The 19,890-nt window shown below is 45.8% G+C and carries 15 protein-coding genes and 1 pseudogene; 13 read left to right on the top strand and 3 right to left on the bottom strand.

Going from position 1 to position 19,890, the window contains the following annotated elements:
• Positions 1-186, top strand: a pseudogene (locus tag PSI15_RS05390) (hypothetical protein); the annotation flags it as partial.
• A 22-nt stretch (positions 187-208) separates the two neighbouring features.
• On the opposite strand, the gene mutH reads toward PSI15_RS05390, so the two are convergent.
• The 3 genes from mutH to leuA form a co-directional block, all read right to left on the bottom strand.
• On the bottom strand, positions 209-889 hold the full coding sequence (gene mutH / locus PSI15_RS05385; RefSeq protein WP_273582625.1) for a DNA mismatch repair endonuclease MutH: 681 nt from the start codon (positions 887-889) through the stop codon (positions 209-211).
• A gap of 752 nt (positions 890-1,641) precedes the next feature.
• Complete coding sequence (gene leuB, locus PSI15_RS05380; RefSeq protein ID WP_273582624.1) at positions 1,642-2,778, bottom strand: 3-isopropylmalate dehydrogenase; 1,137 nt, start codon at positions 2,776-2,778, stop codon at positions 1,642-1,644.
• 2 nt (positions 2,779-2,780) lie between these two features.
• Positions 2,781-4,385: a 2-isopropylmalate synthase gene (gene leuA, locus PSI15_RS05375; RefSeq protein ID WP_273582623.1), complete on the bottom strand. Its 1,605-nt coding sequence runs from the start codon at positions 4,383-4,385 to the stop codon at positions 2,781-2,783.
• 890 nt (positions 4,386-5,275) lie between these two features.
• Here leuA and leuO point away from each other — a divergent pair.
• From leuO to mraY, 12 genes are all read left to right on the top strand, one after another.
• Positions 5,276-6,223, top strand: coding sequence for a transcriptional regulator LeuO (gene leuO, locus PSI15_RS05370; protein ID WP_273582622.1), 948 nt, complete (start codon positions 5,276-5,278; stop codon positions 6,221-6,223).
• A gap of 160 nt (positions 6,224-6,383) precedes the next feature.
• Positions 6,384-8,186 carry an AMP-dependent synthetase/ligase gene (locus tag PSI15_RS05365; protein WP_273582621.1) on the top strand — a complete coding sequence of 601 codons (1,803 nt, stop codon included), beginning with the start codon at positions 6,384-6,386 and terminating at the stop codon, positions 8,184-8,186.
• A gap of 256 nt (positions 8,187-8,442) precedes the next feature.
• A complete protein-coding gene (gene ilvI, locus PSI15_RS05360; RefSeq protein ID WP_273582620.1) occupies positions 8,443-10,170 on the top strand; it encodes an acetolactate synthase 3 large subunit in 1,728 nt (575 codons plus the stop codon).
• A gap of 2 nt (positions 10,171-10,172) precedes the next feature.
• Positions 10,173-10,664 (top strand): acetolactate synthase small subunit, encoded by a 492-nt coding sequence (ilvN, locus tag PSI15_RS05355; protein WP_273582619.1) that lies wholly within the window; start codon positions 10,173-10,175, stop codon positions 10,662-10,664.
• Between the two features lie 94 nt (positions 10,665-10,758).
• Positions 10,759-11,766: a catabolite repressor/activator gene (cra, locus tag PSI15_RS05350; protein WP_273582618.1), complete on the top strand. Its 1,008-nt coding sequence runs from the start codon at positions 10,759-10,761 to the stop codon at positions 11,764-11,766.
• Positions 11,767-12,415: 649 nt separating this feature from the next.
• The gene (gene mraZ / locus PSI15_RS05345) at positions 12,416-12,874 is read left to right on the top strand and encodes a division/cell wall cluster transcriptional repressor MraZ (RefSeq protein ID WP_273582617.1); all 459 of its coding nucleotides are present in this window, start codon (positions 12,416-12,418) and stop codon (positions 12,872-12,874) included.
• 2 nt (positions 12,875-12,876) lie between these two features.
• Positions 12,877-13,821: a 16S rRNA (cytosine(1402)-N(4))-methyltransferase RsmH gene (gene rsmH / locus PSI15_RS05340; RefSeq protein ID WP_273582616.1), complete on the top strand. Its 945-nt coding sequence runs from the start codon at positions 12,877-12,879 to the stop codon at positions 13,819-13,821.
• The gene (ftsL, locus tag PSI15_RS05335; protein WP_273582629.1) at positions 13,818-14,138 is read left to right on the top strand and encodes a cell division protein FtsL; all 321 of its coding nucleotides are present in this window, start codon (positions 13,818-13,820) and stop codon (positions 14,136-14,138) included. Before rsmH ends, ftsL begins: the two co-directional genes overlap by 4 nt.
• A gap of 27 nt (positions 14,139-14,165) precedes the next feature.
• Entirely contained in the window at positions 14,166-15,920 is a 1,755-nt protein-coding gene (locus tag PSI15_RS05330) for a peptidoglycan glycosyltransferase FtsI (RefSeq protein ID WP_273582615.1), read from the top strand.
• Between the two features lie 23 nt (positions 15,921-15,943).
• On the top strand, positions 15,944-17,431 hold the full coding sequence (gene murE, locus PSI15_RS05325) for a UDP-N-acetylmuramoyl-L-alanyl-D-glutamate--2,6-diaminopimelate ligase (protein WP_273582614.1): 1,488 nt from the start codon (positions 15,944-15,946) through the stop codon (positions 17,429-17,431).
• The gene (gene murF / locus PSI15_RS05320; protein WP_273582613.1) at positions 17,428-18,810 is read left to right on the top strand and encodes a UDP-N-acetylmuramoyl-tripeptide--D-alanyl-D-alanine ligase; all 1,383 of its coding nucleotides are present in this window, start codon (positions 17,428-17,430) and stop codon (positions 18,808-18,810) included. The genes murE and murF overlap by 4 nt, the downstream gene beginning before the upstream one ends.
• A complete protein-coding gene (mraY, locus tag PSI15_RS05315) occupies positions 18,804-19,886 on the top strand; it encodes a phospho-N-acetylmuramoyl-pentapeptide-transferase (protein WP_273582612.1) in 1,083 nt (360 codons plus the stop codon). Before murF ends, mraY begins: the two co-directional genes overlap by 7 nt.
• Positions 19,887-19,890: the final 4 nt, after the last annotated feature.

Below are 19,890 nucleotides of genomic sequence, written 5' to 3'. Positions count from 1 at the left end.
ATTTATATCAGAAACAGGATCAACCGCAGTTACCCACTGATTGGTACTTTCTATCTTGACTATGATCCGTCAACTGGTTTTGTGGATATTTCCGCGGTAAAAATATCGCCTTATTCTCAATTAGAACTCGATGTCGAATGGGTGGGCGACACTAAGTTTGATTTTAAACTGAAAGCAAAATGCTAATTTAGCCAACCAGAATTACGGATCATAAGAAGAAGTGGCGAGCCAATAATGGCGCTGTAAAATTTTTCTTCAAATAAAAACCTCTGGGCAACGTCATGATTGGCTGACCGTATTCACCTATTGCTTCTGTCAATGCCCGGCTATTGGCAGCTTTTGGACGTAGCTGTAACACTTCACCATGACGGGCGGTAATGCTCTCGACTTTCCCTAATACAATGAGATCCATGAGTTCTTCCCAATCGCGCCGCAGTAACTCTTCTTCAATGACATTTGGGCTCCAGAGCAGCGGGGAGCCTACGCGACGATCGGAAAGTGGAATATGCCTTTCTCCCTCAACGGGTATCCACAGGACGCGGGATAATTTACGCCTGACGTGACAGTTTTCCCATCGAATGCCGCTGTTACCTGTTAAAGGCGCAACACAGACAAAGGTGGTTTCTAGTGGGTAACCTTTGCTATCCACAGGGATAGTTTTCAGCTCGACACCGATATGTTCAAAGTCTTGTTCGGGTTTGCTGCCGGCATTCGCACCTAAATAATATTCAAGCAACATACCGACCCAACCTTTATCACGTTTTAAATTGGGGGGAATGGGGAGCTTGGCGAGTGCAGCCAATTCACCCATAGAGAAGCCCGCCAGAGATTGAGCGCGATTGAATAGTTTTTGTTCGTTTTCAGGCGGTGCCGGAGGTGTAAAGTACATGTTATAGAGTCTATTTTTCACTGGTTAAAAAATGTTCGCGTCATTTTTGGGAAATCATTATTAATTTATCATTGGCGTGATCATTTTGATAATAGCATGATATAAAAGATTTTTTCATTGGTGTTTTCTGCATTAAAAATAGACTTGTTATGATTGTTCACCTATTCCCAGTGATAATAAACAGGATCTTACACCATGTTATCCACAGATTTATGGGATAAGTGATAAAAAGTGAGATCACTGGTTTGATTTACAGCCCTCATGAATGATGTTTTCTACAAAAATAGGCGATTTTTGTTTAACTAAAAGGCATATCCTGTGGATAAAATCATCACTGATTGATATTTGTTCATCGTGAGAAAAGACGAAAATTTTCATCGGTAAGATATCTTGTTAAAAGCGGTATAAAATGTATTAACATATTGAAATTTAATAATTATTAATTTACACCTCTCGCGAGTGTAAAAGTATGTAATAAAAGTATACCCGCTTTACCCCGTTCTTTTTCACATACATATCCACAGAAAAAGTGAATAAAATGGTTCTGGTTAGACAATAAATGTTTATAACTTTAGCTTTTCCTGTGAATTATCCTTCCGGAGGCGTAAATCACGCAGATTTGAAATCAAATTCGCCAAAGGTGTTCATTTTTACGCCTCTCACTCTGCATTTACCTTGTAATTCGAGCCAATGATGAAATAGAGGGCAACCAGTAAGTTAACTTACTGGCTTTTTCAATGGGTTCGCTTTACCTAAACCTCTTCGGTGATATAACGTGCAATGATATCGCCCATTTCATCGGTGCTGACCGCTCTGCCATTACCCGCGAGATCGGCGGTACGATAACCTTGTTCCAAAGCACGGTTGATTGCCCGTTCAATAGCATCTGCGGCATCAAGGCGCCCAAGGCTATAACGCAGTAACAGGGCTGTGGATAATATTTGGGCAATTGGATTAGCGATGTTTTTGCCTGCAATATCAGGGGCTGAACCGCCCGCAGGTTCGTATAAGCCGAACCCTTTTTCATTCAGGCTGGCAGAAGGTAACATGCCCATTGAGCCGGTGATCATGGCACACTCATCGGATAAAATATCACCGAAGATATTGGAACATAACAGAACGTCGAATTGCGCCGGATCTTTGATCAGTTGCATGGTGGCGTTATCGATATACATATGTTCGATTGCAATGTCAGGATAGTCTTTGGCGATTTCGCTGACGACTTCACGCCATAGCACAGAGCTTTGCAAAACATTCGCTTTATCAATCGAAGTGACCTTATGGCGACGCTTGCGCGCGGATTCGAACGCAATGCGTGCGATCCGCTCTATCTCGAAACGATGATAAATCTCAGTATCGAAAGCACGCTCATATTTCCCTTCACCTTCACGCCCTTTGGGTTGACCAAAATAAATACCCCCCGTCAGCTCACGGACGCATAAAATATCAAAGCCCTTGGCGGCAATGTCATGGCGAAGGGGGCAAAAAGATTCTAGGCCTGCATATAAGCGTGCCGGACGTAAGTTACTGAACAGTTTGAAATGCTTGCGCAGTGGCAATAATGCGCCCCGTTCTGGCTGTTCTGCTGGCGGGAGGTGTTGCCATTTTGGCCCCCCTACGGAGCCAAATAGGATCGCGTTGGCTTTTTCACAGCCAGCAATCGTTTCTTGAGGCAACGGCGTGCTATGACGATCAATGGCAATCCCGCCCACATCATATGCGCTGGTTGTGATATGGATATTAAAACGGTGACGGATGGCATCCAACACTTTGTAGGCTTGCTTCATCACTTCCGAGCCAATGCCATCACCCGGCAAAACCGCAATATGACAGTGATGATCTTGCTTGCTTGGCGTCGCGTAATTTGAAATAGATTGGCTTGAGGACATGATTATGCAGTTTCCTTTGTGTTGTTCCGGTTATCGTTTTGAATATTGCTCTGGACATTATTGCCTTGGGAGAGGCGTTGCTTCTCTTTTTCGACTTGTTCAGCTTGCCAGATGTTATTCAAGACGTGGATCATTGCCTTGGCAGAGGATTCGATGATGTCAGTTTCCAAACCCATTCCATGAAAACGGCGGCCAAAACACTCGACAATAATATCAACCTGACCGAGAGCATCTTTACCATGTCCCTTGCCGGATAATTGATAAGAAATTAATTCCAGTGGATAACCCGTAATACGGTTAATGGCCTGATAGATAGCGTCAACAGTCCCATTGCCTGTCGAGGCTTCCGATTTGAGTTCATCTCCGCAAGCCAGACGAACAGTGGCAGTGGGTACAATATTGGTGCCCGACTGGATACTAAAATAGTCCAGACGGAAATGTTCATTCTCTTGCTGCTGTTGATTGATGAACACTAAGGCTTCCAAATCGTAATCAAACACCCGTCCTTTTTTGTCTGCTAATTTTAAGAATGCTTGATACAGCGCATCCAGATCATAGTCATCCTCTTGATAGCCCATTTCTGTCATGCGATGTTTCACTGCGGCACGCCCGGAACGCGAAGTCAGGTTCAATTGGGTATCTTTCAGACCGATGGATTCTGGTGTCATGATTTCGTAAGTTTCACGGTTTTTCAGGACACCATCCTGATGAATGCCGGACGAGTGGGAAAATGCGTTACTGCCAACAATGGCTTTATGGGCGGGGATCGGCGTATGGCAAATTTGGCTGACTAACTGGCTGGTACGGTAAATTTCTTTGTGGTTGATATTGGTATGCACCCCCAACATTTGCTGGCGTGTTTTGATCGTCATGATCACTTCTTCCAACGAACAGTTGCCTGCGCGTTCTCCCAATCCATTGATTGTACCCTCAATTTGACGGGCACCTGCCTGCACTGCCGTAATCGAGTTAGCGACGGACATGCCTAAATCGTCGTGGCAATGGACGGAAATAATCGCTTTATCAATATTAGGTACACGGTCAAATAAAGTGCGGATAATACCGCCAAATTGGTAAGGTGTGGTATAGCCCACCGTGTCTGGAATGTTGACAGTGGTGGCGCCCGCTTTGATGGCTTGCTCAACGATTTTGCACAAATTATCGATATCGGTACGGCCTGCATCTTCACAGGAAAACTCGACATCATCAGTGTAATTGCGTGCCCGTTTGATGGAGCGAACCGCCATTTCCACAACATCATCAAAGGTTCTTTTTAATTTATGTTCGACGTGCAGGTTTGAGGTAGCCAGTACCATATGCAGGCGGAAGGCTTCAGCCACTTTCAGGGCTTCCGCGGCGACATCAATATCATTGTCAACGCAGCGGGATAAGGCACAGATACGGCTATTTTTGATTTCACGGGCGATGGTTTGAACGGATTTAAAATCGCCCGGAGAAGAAACGGGGAAACCGGCTTCAATGATATCAACTCCCAGCCTTTCCAGTGCATAAGCGATTTGCAGTTTCTCTTTTACACTCAGGCTGGCCTGTAATGCCTGTTCTCCATCACGTAATGTTGTATCGAAGATAATAACTTGCTGGCTCATGTTGTGCTCCTGTTAAATAGACTAACCAGATGATTTAATTAGGTAACTTAGTTGTAACTGTGTGTTATTTTTGAGCGCCGAGCAGGTAAAAAAAACCCGCGCCGTGCGCGGGTTTTCTGTTTCTGATTGGAGGTTAACTTAGCCCTGTTTTCCACCCACCAGCATACCGCGCACACGAAAGGCGATAAGTAGTAGGCTTAGTAGAAAAATAGGGGAAATCATGTGAGTTAACCTTTTATAAATTTGTTAAATTAATTTTAACTGTCAGTCAATGTATTTATAGATACTTTATCTAAAAAATAATGTCAAGCGCTATGAATCTAAATTCAGAGTGAATCATGCTCATTAATGGTTGTTTGTTGAACAATTGTTAGGTTTGGTGACTATTTTTTACATTTTTAGCGATGTTTTTATCTATTTTTCGTCGCTATATATGGAGTAAAATCCGGCTCTGATGGATGATAAATGTGATGCCTGTTATTTTATACAGGCATTATATTTCTAAGGAACAAGGATAGATGGATGTTAATCACACTGTTTTTAGGTTAAGAAATCATAACCATATAGAATATTAATAAATTGTTTTTCAATATATTGGAAGAAGCGACTGTTATTTAATATATTCGATCGTTTTCTTGATAGAGAATATTAATAGCGAGTTCTGATAATAGGTTGGAATATGATTATTTTATTATGAGCTATTACTGCTCATATATAGCGTATTAATATTCATGCCTATAAAAATATTACGTTTACGTAGATAAAACGCATGGGTTATGCCTATTTAATTTTTGTACAAGGATGAATCTCAATTTATTTTACAACGAATTGGGGTAATTGATCTTATTTGTTTAATGAGGTCACTGCTATAAGTTTAGTGGAGTGAAACAATGACTGAATACAACTCAGCAACCACAGGAAAAAAAGGGCCATGTGATGTTCAATTGCGTAGTGTCGATCTCAATTTGCTTACGGTTTTTGATACGGTCATGCAAATGCAGAATATTACACGCGCGGCTCAGGCATTGGGAATGTCGCAACCGGCTGTCAGTAATGCCGTCGCGCGTCTGAAGACCATGTTTGATGATGAATTATTTGTTCGTTATGGCCGGGGGATTCAACCAACGGCGAGAGCCAAACAGCTTTTTGGACCACTCAGGCAGGCACTGCAAATTGTTCATAATGAGTTGCCCGGGGTGGGGTTTGATCCCGGCAATAGTACAAGGATATTTAATCTTTCTATTTGTAGTCCCCTTGATATCCGTCTGGCGGCTCAAATTGTTGGGAAAATAAAAAAACATACCTCTAATATTGAAGTTGTCATTAAAACCCAAATTAGTGATGATATTGAAAAGCAATTAAAATATCAGGAAATAGAATTTGTCATCAGTTATAATCCATTAGATCGCCCTGATTTCCATAATTATCCTCTGTTTAATGATGAATTGGTTCTGGCAGTTTCTAAACATCATCCCAGAATTGGTCAGCGAATTACTCAGCAACAATTGCAGGAAGAAAGACATGCCATTGTTGCGTTAGATAATGCAGATTCATTTAGTAAGCCTTACTATGAAAGTCAGGAATTATTGGGCTCCATTTCTTATCAGGGGACGGATTTAAATAGTGTTCTTAATATTGTTTCTCAAACATATTTAGTCGCTATCGTGCCAAAATGGATGGTTGAACATTATTCCGAACAGTTGAATATTTGTTCAGTGCCGCTGCCCAATGGTCGGATCTCTCGTCCTTGCTATTTAATATGGCATGCTTCAACAGACCGGGATAAGGGCCACCAGTGGATGAAATCACTGTTGAGTCATCTTGGTGAACAAAAATAGATCACGCTAAGGCAAGACAGGGGGAGGAGAGAGCAAAATAGACTTCCCCCTTTTACTCGGAATAGGTAGACTGCGCGGAAATAGCTAACATCTGTAAGCTGAAAAGTAGGCAATACACTTACTGAAGACGCTAAATAAAATATTTATACAGGAATATATTGTGACAACAGATTCTCTGCACGCCTATCACTTGGTTAATCGATTTCAACAGCAATTCCATGAGCATCCAGAAAAAATCGCATTTCGGCAATGGTCACCATCAGAACAGCTTGAAATGAACTGGCGACAGGTTGGATGCACAACGCAATCCGTGGCAAAAGCATTACTGTCATTGGGCGTTGAAGTGCAGGGAAAAGTGGGCATTTTTGCGCAGAATTGTATGACGTGGTCATTGGCTGATTTAGCGATTCTTCAGCTTCGGGCGGTGACGGTGCCGCTATATGCGACGAATACCCGTGATCAGGCGGCATTCATTCTCAATGATGCAGAAGCACAGGTGTTATTTGTCGGTGGGCAGGAGCAATATGATATTGCATTAGCGCTGATTGAACTGTGTCCCAAACTTGCTCATCTGATTGTGATGGATGAATCTGTGGATTTGCGAGGATGTCCGCAGGCAGAGTATTTATCCGCCTTTATTAACAATGACTATTCGCAATATCAGGCCGAATTTGATAACCGTATTGCGGGTCAGGATTTAAATGACCTCTTCACATTGATCTATACTTCAGGAACAACCGGAGAGCCAAAAGGCGTGATGTTGGATTACCGCAATATCGCTTCACAGCTTTATCTGCATGACCAGAGATTGACCTTGACCAACCACGATGTCTCGCTCTGTTTTCTGCCCCTGTCTCATATCTTTGAACGGGCGTGGAGTTACTATGTCATGCACACGGGTGCCCTGAATGTCTACTTAACTGACACCAATCTTGTGCGTGAAGCGATGTCTGATGTGCGTCCGACCGTGATGTGTTCTGTTCCCCGCTTTTATGAAAAAGTGCATAGTGCGATTTTAGAAAAAGTTTCCCGTGCACCTTTTTGGCGCAGGATGATTTTTCATTGGGCGCTGAAACAGGGGGAAAGCCGCTGGCTGCGTCAGCAGAAGAATAAAAAAGGGTGTCCGTTCACGCGCGGTAGTGATCAATTGGCTGACAAATTGGTGCTCAACAAGCTGCGCCATCTTTTGGGAGGGCGAGTGCGGTTCTTGCCAGTGGCGGGAGCACGCCTTGACGATGCCATTACCCGTTTTTTCCTGTCCATCGGCCTGAATATCAAATATGGCTACGGTATGACAGAAACGTGTGCCACGGTCTCTTGCTGGGAAGAAAAAAATTACCTGTTGGGTTCCATTGGCACGCCATTGCCGGGGGTTGATGTTCGCATCAGCGCGGAAGGGGAGATTCAGGTGCGTGGCCCGATTGTTATGAAAGGTTACTTCAACCGCCCAGAAGAAACGGTTCACGCTTTTACCGAGGATGGTTGGTTACGGACAGGCGATGCCGGAGGATTGGATGATGACGGTAATCTGTTTATCACTGAACGCCTGAAAGATTTGATGAAAACGTCAACCGGCAAATATATCGCACCACAAATGATTGAAGGGATGTTAGGGCAGGATCGTTTTATTGAACATGTTGCCGTCATTGCCGATGCCCGCCAATTTGTTTCTGCACTGATTGTTCCCAGCTATGAAGCGCTGGAGGAATATGCGAAATCGATTAATCTTCATTATTTTGATCGTCTTGAGCTGCTGCGCCATCATCAGATTATCGATCTGTTTGAACGGCGATTAAAGGAAATGCAGAAAAATATCGTTAACTTCCATCAGGTCAAACGATTTATTCTGTTACCAGAAGCCTTCTCAATGGAAAAAGGCGAATTAACGCCAACATTGAAATTACGCCGTAAGGTTATTTCCCAGCATTATCAGCGCGAAATTGAATCTATGTATCGGGATTGAGACAGTCAAATATCCGGCTCTTCATTCAACAAATGTTTTCAACATGTAAATTGATGTTTGCTAACGTTTGTATCTAACGTTATGTTAGTTAACTCGGTGTTATCGAATAGCACGTTATCAAATAGCGTGTTTTCGAAAGAGTGTTAAATGCAATTCACTCTATATAAATAATAAATGGAATAAATCAGGTCACTTTTTCCGTGATCCGATGAAATTCCGACGATTAACTTGCAAACAGAGCCTGGAGGCAAACTCGATGGAGATGTTGTCAGGAGCCGAAATGATTGTCAGATCACTCATCGATCAGGGGATTGAACATGTGTTCGGTTATCCGGGTGGAGCGGTATTGGATATCTATGATGCCCTGCATACGGTGGGAGGGGTTGAACATATTTTGGTGCGCCATGAACAGGGGGCTGTTCATATGGCGGATGGATATGCGCGATGTACGGGAAAAGTCGGGGTTGTCTTAGTGACCTCTGGGCCAGGGGCAACGAATGCCATCACGGGAATTGCAACGGCATACATGGATTCCATTCCCATGGTCGTATTATCAGGTCAGGTTGCCAGTTCCCTGATAGGCAATGATGCTTTTCAGGAGTGCGATATGGTGGGTATTTCCCGTCCCATTGTGAAGCATAGTTTTCTGGTGAAAAAAGCCGAAGATATCCCAAATACCATTAAAAAAGCGTTTTACTTGGCTGCAAGTGGGCGGCCAGGGCCTGTTGTTATCGATTTTCCCAAAGATACGGTCAATCCGGCATTAAAATTCCCGTATGTGTACCCTGAAAAAGTTAACATGCGTTCTTATAACCCAACGGTTCAGGGACATAAGGGACAAATTAAGCGTACATTGAAAACCTTGATGGGCGCGAAAAAGCCCGTGATTTATGTCGGGGGGGGCGCCATCAATTCAGCATGTGCAACAGAGTTGTTGAAGCTGGCTGAACAGTTACACATTCCGGTCGTCAGTTCATTGATGGGATTGGGCGCATTTCCAGCAACTCATCGCCAGAATCTGGGAATGTTAGGAATGCACGGCACTTTTGAAGCAAATAAAGCCATGCACAATTCCGATGTTATTTTTGCAGTCGGTGTCCGTTTTGACGATCGAACTACCAATAACCTGGAAAAATATTGTCCAAAAGCGACCGTACTCCATATTGATATCGATCCCACTTCGATTTCGAAAACGGTGACGGCGGATATCCCGATTGTTGGCGACGCCAAACTGGTGCTGGGTCAAATGCTGGAATTGTTGGATTCCATGGAAGACACCCAAGATCCCGACGCTCTGAAAGATTGGTGGCTTTCTATTGAGCAGTGGCGCAGCCGCAAGTGTCTTGATTACGATCACACGACCGCGAAGATCAAGCCACAGGCTGTTATCGAAACCCTTTATCGTCTTACCAAAGGGGAGGCCTATCTTGCGTCAGATGTGGGTCAGCATCAGATGTTTGCTGCTTTGCATTATCCCTTTGATAAACCAAGGCATTGGATCAATTCCGGTGGTTTAGGGACGATGGGGTTTGGTTTGCCTGCCGCGCTTGGCGTGAAGCTGGCAAAACCGGAAGCCACAGTGGTATGCGTGACAGGGGATGGCAGTATCCAGATGAATATTCAAGAATTATCCACAGCCTCGCAATATGGTCTGCCTGTTCTGATACTGAATCTGAACAACCGTTTTTTAGGGATGGTGAAACAGTGGCAGGATATGCTATACGCGGGGCGTCATTCTCAATCCTATATGGAATCCCTGCCTGATTTCGTCAAATTGGCAGAGTCTTATGGTCATATTGGTATCTCCATCCAAACTTACGCTGAATTGGAGACGAAACTGGCTCAGGCACTGCATGAAGTCAATGAAAATCAACGTTTGGTTTTCGTCGATGTTACCGTTGATGAAACAGAACATGTTTATCCAATGCAGATCCGAGGTGGGGCAATGGATGAAATGTGGTTAAGCAAAACAGAGAGGACCTGATCATGCGCCGGATTTTGTCTGTATTACTTGAAAACGAATCGGGAGCATTATCCCGCGTGGTGGGTTTATTCGCTCAGCGGGGTTATAACATCGAAAGTTTGACCGTCGCGCCTACTGACGATCCCACCTTGTCACGCATGACCATTCAAACCAAAGGTGATGCCAAGGTATTAGAGCAAATTGAAAAACAACTGCATAAATTGGTGGATGTGTTGCGGGTCAACGAGTTAACGGCCGGGCCTCATATTGAGCGTGAAATCATGTTGGTAAAATTACAGGCCAGCGAGCATGGCCGGGAAGAGATTAAGCGTAACACAGATATTTTTCGCGGGCAGATCGTGGATGTGACGTCAACACTCTATACAGTCCAATTAGTGGGGAAGAGCGAAAAACTGGATGCTTTTCTTGATTCCGTCCGAGATGTGGCGGAGCTTGTGGAAGTTGCGCGATCCGGCCTCGTGGGTGTCTCTCGCGGAGATAAAATTATGCGATGAAAAATCGCAATCTGCGGGTTAAAATACAGATATTTATTGAGCCCTGCTGTAAAGTAGGGCTTTTTCATATTCATAATCTTACTGAGGGGTTAATGTGAAACTGGATGAGATCGCCCGCTTAGCAGGTGTTTCACGTACTACGGCCAGTTATGTTATCAATGGTAAAGCCAGGCAGTATCGGGTCAGCGATAAAACAGTAGAAAAAGTGATGGCCGTGGTCAAAGAACATAATTACCATCCTAATGCTGTTGCTGCTGGCCTGCGGGCGGGGAGAACCCGTTCAATCGGTCTGGTTATACCCGACTTGGAAAATACCAGCTACACACGTATTGCCAATTACCTGGAACGTCAGGCTCGGCAGCGTGGCTACCAGTTGTTGATCGCCTGCTCTGAAGATCAGCCTGATAATGAAATGCGCTGTGTGGAACATCTTTTGCAACGTCAGGTTGACGCTATCATTGTTTCCACCGCCTTGCCGCCTGAGCATCCTTTCTATCAGCGTTGGGCCAATCGTTCATTACCCATCATCGCACTTGACCGGGCGCTGGACAGCGAACACTTTATCAGTGTGGTTGGGGATGATTTCGAAGATGCGAAGATGCTGGCACAGGAGTTGCGTCAATTCCCAGCGGAATCTGTTCTTTATCTGGGTGCATTGCCTGAATTATCGGTCAGTTTCTTGCGTGAACAGGGTTTTCGCGCAGCGTGGGAACATGATCCACGGGAAGCCAACTACCTGTATGCCAATAGCTATGAGCGTGAAGCCGCGGCTGAAGTCTTTGCATCATGGTTGGAAAAGAACCCAGTCCCTCAGGCGTTGTATACCACCTCATTTGCGCTACTTCAGGGCGTTATGGATACGCTTCTCAAGCGCAGTGGCCGCTTACCCAGTCAACTGGTTATTGCCACATTTGGCGATCATGAGTTGTTGGATTTCCTTGAATGTCCGGTATTGTCTGTAGCACAACGCCATCGTGATGTTGCTGAACGAGCCCTTGAGCTGGTATTGGCCAGTTTGGATGAGAAACAACGCCCATCTCCTGGAATAACCAAAATGCGTCGTCATCTATGTCGTCGCGGCAAGTTGAGTCGAAGAGACTAATTGAGTACCCTCATGAAAGATGAGGGTGCTGTTTGGCTGCTGAAAACTATCAAAATAGGCTGATTAAGGCAACTTTAAGACTATTCTGACTAAAATTCCTGCTAAATCGCTTTTTATGACCGTTAAAATCGATAAGACAATATTTAAATTCACAATGTGAATAATTTCCTAATGAAATATTATTGTTTGTGTATGTTATTTATTATTTTAGAATAATTTTCTTACTTGATTGATATGTAATCATTTTATATTTTGGGATAAATGATAAATTTCACTATGTTATTATTTTTTATACTATTATAACTTAAATATATTGTTATTATTGATAGGTCAGCAATGGTTAACAATCAGCTAACAATGAGAGATGTGTTACATAAATTAATTTAAGTGGTAATTACTTGCGTCAAATTCCACTTCCAATAAGGCTCTCTACAGATTTATTAAATTATTTAAAATTATCATAGTGTTATCTATTATTAATATCGCCAAAACTGAAAAATCCTCCTTTTTCTCTTCCAAATCTTTCTGTAAATCTAGCTAAAGCGCACTGGCTCTGGCTTGACAAGGTTTTCATACCATCCGTAAACTCTTAATTGTGGTGATTTGTGGGATAATGTGGAGATTTGAGCCATCAAGGGGTAACCTGAGTATGTTTCGTGGAGCAACGCTGGTTAATCTCGATAGTAAAGGGCGGCTCACTGTACCCGCCCGATATAGAGACATGCTGAATGAAGAATCAACAGGCCAACTGGTTTGTACTATTGATCTTCATCAGCCGTGCTTGTTGCTTTATACATTGCCCGAATGGGAAATCATCGAAGAAAAGTTATCTCGCTTATCCAGCATGAATCCAGCTGAACGTCGCGTTCAACGTTTGTTATTGGGACACGCCAGTGAATGTCAAATGGACAGTGCAGGACGTCTTTTATTAGCCGGCACACTGCGTCAGCACGCAGGGCTAACAAAAGAGGTCATGCTGGTTGGGCAATTTAATAAATTTGAATTGTGGGATGAGCAAGTTTGGTATCAACAGGTACAGAATGATATTGCGGTTGAACAATCCACACAAGAACCTCTATCAGCAAGGCTACAGGACTTATCATTATAAATATGGCAAATCGTCATTTTGAGCATACCAGTGTATTACTGGATGAAGCTGTCAATGGACTGAATATTCAAGAAGATGGAATTTATATCGATGGAACGTTTGGGCGAGGGGGGCATTCCCGCCTGATTTTGTCGCAATTAGGGCCCAATGGACGTCTGCTGGCGATCGATCGTGATCCGCAAGCCATCGAAGCGTCAAAGGCCATTACTGACAAGCGTTTTTCTATTACACATGGGCCATTTTCTGAATTGGCAACTTATGTAGAAGATGCGGATCTGGTTGGAAAAATTAATGGTGTACTGCTGGATTTAGGGGTTTCTTCCCCACAACTGGATGATCCTGAACGTGGTTTTTCATTTATGCGTGATGGGCCATTGGATATGCGTATGGATCCCACGCGTGGGCAATCTGCCGCAGAGTGGTTGATGAAAGCGGAAGCAGATGACATCGCATGGGTGTTGAAAACGTTTGGCGAAGAACGTTTTGCCAAACGCATTGCAAGAGCCATCGTAGCCCGTAATCAGGAACAACCGATTACACGTACCCGGGAACTGGCAGAGTTAATTGCTCAAGCAAGCCCAGTGAAGGAAAAACATAAGCATCCGGCAACACGCAGTTTTCAGGCTATCAGGATTTACATTAACAGTGAACTGGAAGAGATAGAACGCGCATTAGAGGGTGCACTGCGCGTTCTCGCACCACAAGGGCGATTATCGGTCATCAGTTTCCACTCGTTGGAAGATCGCATCGTGAAACGCTTTATCCGACAACACAGTCAGGGGCCACAGGTTCCAGTCGGTTTGCCTCTCACGGAAGCGCAGTTAAAAACGCTGGGGGGAAGAAGTCTGAAATCCATTGGCAAGATGAAACCCTCAGAGGGTGAAATCGCCACAAACCCAAGAGCGCGAAGCTCGGTTTTGCGCTTTGCTGAAAAGGCGGGTGAATAATGGCTGGTGAACGTCATGGGTTAGTTGGGGTGATTGGTCAGGATTTAATTCGCAATGCCAAACTCCCACTGATTTTACTGGTGGCAGTTGTCGTTTCGGCCATCAGTGTTGTGACGGTCACGCATCAAACCCGTTTATTGATTGTGGAAAAGGAGCATCAAGTGATCCAGCTTGATGCTCTGGATATTGAGTGGCGTAACCTGCTCCTTGAAGAGAATGCTCTGGGTGATCACAGTCGGGTTGAACGCATTGCGACTGAAAAATTGCAGATGCAACACGTTGATCCAGGTAAAGAAAATATTGTGATAACGCAATGAGTCCAGTTGACAACTAAAAGGTAAGCGATGAAAGCTGCACGCTCTTTAAAGTTGAAAAAACAAGAAGATAAAGCAAGTTTTGTAAGCTGGCGTTTTGCCTTGCTGTGTGGAGGCATTGGGTTTGCTTTAATCGGGCTTTTGATTCGTGTTGCCTATTTGCAGATCATCAATCCTGATCATTTGATAAAAGAAGGTGATTCGCGTTCCCTGCGCGTCCAATCTATTCCGACTGCCCGCGGCATGATTAATGATCGCAATGGACGTCCATTAGCAGTGAGTGTGCCGGTTGATGCGGTCTGGGCAGACCCCAAAGAAGTGTTTGAAAAAGGCGGCATCACAGATGACACCCGTTGGCAGGCGTTGGCTGATGCGCTTTCCATCCCGCTTGAGCAATTAACCGGCAAAATCAGCGAATATCCCAAGGGGCGCTTCATTTACCTCGCCCGTCAAGTCAATACCTCTATCGGCGATTATGTCAAGAAATTGAAACTACCCGGTATCTACTTGCGTCAGGAATCCCGCCGTTATTATCCGGCTGGACAGGTGACAGCACATATTATTGGGGTCACTAACATTGATGGTGCAGGTATTGAAGGGGTTGAAAAGAGTTTTGATAACTGGCTGACGGGTAAACCGGGAAGCCGGACTGTGCGTAAAGATCGTAAGGGGAATGTTATTGAGGATATTGCCTCTACAGACAGTATGGCCGCTCACGATTTGACCCTCAGTATAGACGAGCGCCTTCAAACTTTGGTGTATCGCGAATTAGCGAAAGCGGTTGCATTGAACAAAGCCGAATCAGGTTCCGCCGTATTGGTTGACGTCAATACCGGCGAAGTGTTAGCGATGGCAAACAGCCCATCTTACAACCCGAATAATTTGGCCGGAACACCGAAAGACGCAATGCGTAACCGCGCCATTACCGATATTTTTGAACCCGGTTCCACGGTGAAACCGCTCGTGGTAATGAGTGCGCTAAATAGTGGCATTGTCAAAGAAAATACGGTATTGGATACCCGACCATACCGATTAACATATGGTTCACGGGGGCATGAAATCAAAGATGTTGCTCCGCGTCCTGAATTAACGATCACTGGGATATTACAGAAGTCGAGTAACGTTGGTGTGTCTAAGCTGGCGTTAGCGATGCCTGCCTCAGAGCTGGTAGATGTTTATTCACGCTTTGGGATGGGAAAACCGACCAATTTGGGGCTGGTCGGAGAAAGTAGTGGCTTATTTCCAACCAATAAACAGCGGTGGTCAGATCTCGATAGGGCCACCTTTTCTTTCGGCTACGGGCTGATGGTAACACCGTTACAGTTAGCGCGAGTCTATGCAACGATAGGCAGTCTCGGCATGTATCGCCCACTGTCAATTACCAAAGTCGATCCTCCCGTACCGGGCACCCGAGTATTTCCTGAAGCAATTATGCGGACAGTGGTGCACATGATGGAGAGTGTGGCATTACCGGGAGGAGGTGGTGTACGGGCTGCGATAAAAGGCTATCGCATTGCGATTAAAACGGGGACGGCAAAAAAAGTCGGGCCGGATGGCAAATACGTCAAGCGGTATATTTCTTATACCGCAGGGGTTGCACCTGCGAGTCATCCACGGTTTTCACTGGTTGTGATCGTTGATGATCCACAAGCAGGTAAATATTACGGCGGTGCAGTTTCAGCACCGGTCTTCGGCGCAATCATGAGTGGTGTTCTGCGTACCATGAATGTTGAACCAGATGCACTGCCTGTCGGTGATAAAAACGAATTTGTGATTAATAACTAAATGAATAACTAAAGAGGATAAAAGTGGCAAATCGTAATTTACGCGATTTATTGGCTCCATGGGGTGTTGATACGCCGGAGCTTGCGCTGCGCGAAATGACATTGGACAGCCGTAAGGCGGCTGCCGGCGATCTGTTTGTTGCGGTTCAAGGGCACCAGACAGACGGTCGAAAATATATTCCTCAAGCCATCGCCCAAGGTGTCGCTGCGGTAATTGCAGAAGCGAAAGGAAAAGCAGATAACGGCACGATGCAGAAAATGCACGGCGTGCCTGTTATCTATCTTATTGATTTAAATCATAAATTATCAAAGCTGGCTGGCGAGTTTTACCAACATCCCGGCAATAAATTGAAATTGGTCGGCGTGACTGGCACCAATGGGAAAACCACAACCACACAACTGTTGGCGCAATGGAGTCAAGCGCTTGGTGAAACCAGTGCCGTGATGGGAACGGTGGGAAATGGTTTGCTGGGTAGGGTCGTCCCCAGCGAAAACACCACTGGCTCTGCGGTTGATATTCAGCTTGATTTACAGCAACTTACTCGTCAAAACGCCACTTTTGCCGCGATGGAAGTCTCTTCACATGGTCTGGTTCAGGGAAGAGTGGCAGCGTTGCCATTTCAAGCCGCTGTTTTTACCAATTTAAGCCGTGATCACCTTGATTATCATGGTGATATGGAAAATTACCAAGAGGCCAAATGGCGACTGTTCAGCAACCATAATGTAAAACAGAAAATCATCAATGCGGATGATGCTGTCGGGCAGAAGTGGTTATCCCGCCTGCCGGACGCCGTTGCAGTTTCGATGGAAAATAACTTGCCAGAAAATTGGCCGGGGCGTTGGTTATCGGCCAGTGAAGTTTATTATCATGACAAAGGTGCTTCCATTGCGTTTACCTCCAGTTGGGGGAATGGAACGTTCAATAGCCCGCTGATGGGAGCGTTTAATGTCAGCAACTTACTGCTGACAGTTGCCACTTTGTTATCTCTGGAATATCCGCTGGAGAAATTACGATCAACGGTTTCTTGTCTGAAACCTGTTTGTGGGCGCATGGAAGTTTTTTCCGCCGCAGGCCACCCAACGGTGGTGGTTGATTATGCCCATACACCGGATGCCCTGGAAAAAGCCTTGTCTGCCGCTCGTCTGCACTGTAAGGGGAAACTCTGGTGTGTATTTGGCTGCGGGGGGGATCGTGATAAAGGCAAACGCCCATTAATGGGCGGTGTGGCAGAGCAAGGCGCTGATCGCGTGATTGTGACTGATGATAATCCCCGCAGTGAAGAGCCTCAGACAATTGTGGCTGATATCCTGCAAGGCTTCATCGATCCGGGACAGGCGATAGTGATCCATGGTCGTGCAGAAGCGGTCACCAGCGCCATTATGCAGGCAAGGGAAGACGATGTTGTGCTTGTGGCCGGTAAAGGCCATGAAGATTACCAACTGGTTGGCCATCGTCGTCTGGATTATTCCGACCGCCTGACCGCTGCGTGCTTGCTGGGGGTGATTGCATGATCCCGCTGACACTACAGCAATTAGCACAATTGACGGATGGCGTGTTATATCACGTTACCGAACAACAGGCTGACACTCTGCAAATTAAGGCCGTGGAGACTGATAGCCGTAAGATTGTGCGTGGCGCTTTGTTCATCGCCTTAAAAGGGGACAAATTTGATGCGCATGATTTCGCTGCTGACGTCACACAGCAGGGTGCTGGTGCTTTATTAGTCTGTCGCCGTTTGGATATTGACTGCCCTCAGGTCGTGGTCGAAAACACCCGTCTGGCGATGGGAAAACTGGCGGGTTGGGTTCGTCAGCAAAGCAAGGCAAGAATCGTGGCTTTAACAGGTTCGTCGGGCAAAACCTCCGTAAAAGAGATGACCGCGGCGATCCTGCGTCAGTGCGGCAATACCCTCTGTACCGCGGGCAACTTCAATAATGACATTGGGGTGCCGTTGACGCTGTTTAGGCTGACAGATGAGCACCAGTTTGCCGTTATTGAACTGGGCGCCAACCATATTGGTGAAATTTCTTACACCACAGCAATGACGCGTCCTGAAAGTGCATTGGTCAATAACCTTTTTTCTGCCCATCTGGAAGGATTTGGCTCGTTGGCAGGAGTGGCAAAGGCAAAAGGTGAGATCTTTGCCGGCCTTGCCCCGACCGGAACGGCCATTATCAATCTGGATAGCCATGATTGGAATAATTGGCAACACAGCATGAGTGATCAGCAAACAATATGGCGTTTTTCCGCCTCATCAACGGCGGGGGCGGATTTTTACGCAACAACGATTTCAGAACAACCGCTGGCCACCCATTTTTGCCTCCATAGCCCGATTGGGCGCGTGGAACTGACATTGCCGTTGCCGGGGAAACACAATATCGCTAATGCGCTGGCCGCCAGTGCACTTGCAATGTCTGTCGGTGCCTCGCTGGAAGATATTCGGACTGGTTTGTCGGCGTTGAAAGCCGTGGCGGGGCGTCTATTTCCTGTCCCTCTGGCTGAGGGAAAAGTGATATTGGACGACACGTATAACGCCAATCCCGGCTCCATGATAGCGGCGGCGCATGTGCTGGCGCAGATGCCCGGTTATCGCGTCATGGTGGTGGGTGATATGGGCGAATTGGGGGCGCAGGCGATAGCGTGTCACCGAGAGGTGGGCGAAGCTGTGGCAGCGACCCAGATAGATAAGGTACTCAGCGTCGGGGACTTGAGTTCTCATATCAGTGACGCGAGTGGTCGGGGGCAGCATTTCGCGAACAAGGCTGAATTAGTTGCCGCGCTGCTTCCTTTACTGGAACAACACAAAATGATTTCCATATTAATTAAAGGTTCACGTAGTGCCGCGATGGAAGAGGTCGTGAACGTATTGAAGGAGAACTTCCAATGTTAGTTTGGCTGGCCGAATATCTGGTTAAGTATCATACCGGTTTTAACGTCTTCTCTTATTTGACGTTCAGAGCCATTGTCGGCTTGTTGACTGCATTATTTATCGCGTTATGGATGGGGCCAACGTTGATTGCTTATCTGCAAAAATTGCAGATAGGTCAAGTTGTGCGCGACAACGGTCCTGAATCCCATTTTAGCAAGCGTGGCACACCGACGATGGGGGGATTGCTGATTTTATTCTCCATCACGATCTCGGTGTTGTTGTGGGCGCGTCTGGATAACCCCTATGTCTGGTGTGTGCTGGCGGTTTTAGTCGGTTACGGCATTGTGGGGTTTGTGGATGATTACCGCAAAGTGGTTCGCAAAGATACCAAGGGGTTGATTGCTCGTTGGAAATATTTCTGGCAGTCGGTTATTGCGCTGGGCGTGGCGTTTGCACTGTACAGCATCGGCAAAGAGACACCGGCAACCCAATTAGTCGTGCCGTTCTTCAAAGAAGTCATGCCGCAACTGGGCCTGCTTTATATTCTGCTGACTTATTTTGTGATTGTCGGCACCAGTAACGCCGTGAACCTGACGGATGGGCTGGATGGCCTTGCCATCATGCCGACCGTCTTGGTTGCGGCAGGTTTTGCTTTGGTGGCATGGGCAACCGGTAACGTGAATTTTGCCAACTACCTGCATATTCCTTATCTGAGCCATGCAGGTGAGCTGGTGATTGTCTGTACGGCAATTGTCGGTGCAGGGCTGGGCTTCTTGTGGTTTAACACTTATCCGGCGCAGGTATTTATGGGGGATGTGGGTTCATTGGCCTTGGGGGGGGCACTGGGCACCATTGCCGTCTTGCTGCGTCAGGAATTCCTGCTGATCATCATGGGGGGTGTTTTCGTGGTGGAAACTCTGTCTGTCATTTTGCAGGTTGGCTCATTCAAACTGCGCGGACAGCGGATTTTCCGTATGGCACCGATTCACCATCATTATGAATTGAAGGGGTGGCCAGAGCCACGCGTTATCGTGCGCTTTTGGATTATCTCCCTGATGTTGGTGTTGATTGGTCTGGCAACGCTGAAGGTACGTTAATCAT

The sequence above is a fragment of the Xenorhabdus sp. PR6a genome, from assembly GCF_028599065.1.
Taxonomy (GTDB): Bacteria; Pseudomonadota; Gammaproteobacteria; order Enterobacterales; family Enterobacteriaceae; genus Xenorhabdus; species Xenorhabdus doucetiae.
This window is presented reverse-complemented; position numbering and strand designations above follow the sequence as displayed.